Origin of the sequence: Bacillus cereus group sp. BfR-BA-01408 (assembly GCF_022663305.1) — a bacterium.
Classification (GTDB): domain Bacteria; phylum Bacillota; class Bacilli; order Bacillales; family Bacillaceae_G; genus Bacillus_A; species Bacillus_A pacificus.
Genome location: NZ_JAKUFF010000329.1, coordinates 1 through 221, shown reverse-complemented (window position 1 = coordinate 221; position 221 = coordinate 1). Strand labels below are relative to the sequence as shown.

Below are 221 nucleotides of genomic sequence, written 5' to 3'. Positions count from 1 at the left end.
CTAAGGACAGTGAAGTCAGACCGGAAGGACTGGTGGAGTGCTTAGAAGTGAGAATGCCGGTATGAGTAGCGAAAGACGGGTGAGAATCCCGTCCACCGAATGCCTAAGGGTTCCTGAGGAAGGCTCGTCCGCTCAGGGTTAGTCAGGACCTAAGCCGAGGCCGACAGGCGTAGGCGATGGACAACAGGTTGATATTCCTGTACCACCTCTTTATCGTTTGA

General features: G+C 53.8%; 1 rRNA gene. It reads left to right on the top strand.

What is annotated here, in order from left to right:
• Positions 1 to 221, top strand: a 23S ribosomal RNA gene (locus MR083_RS27500); the annotation flags it as partial.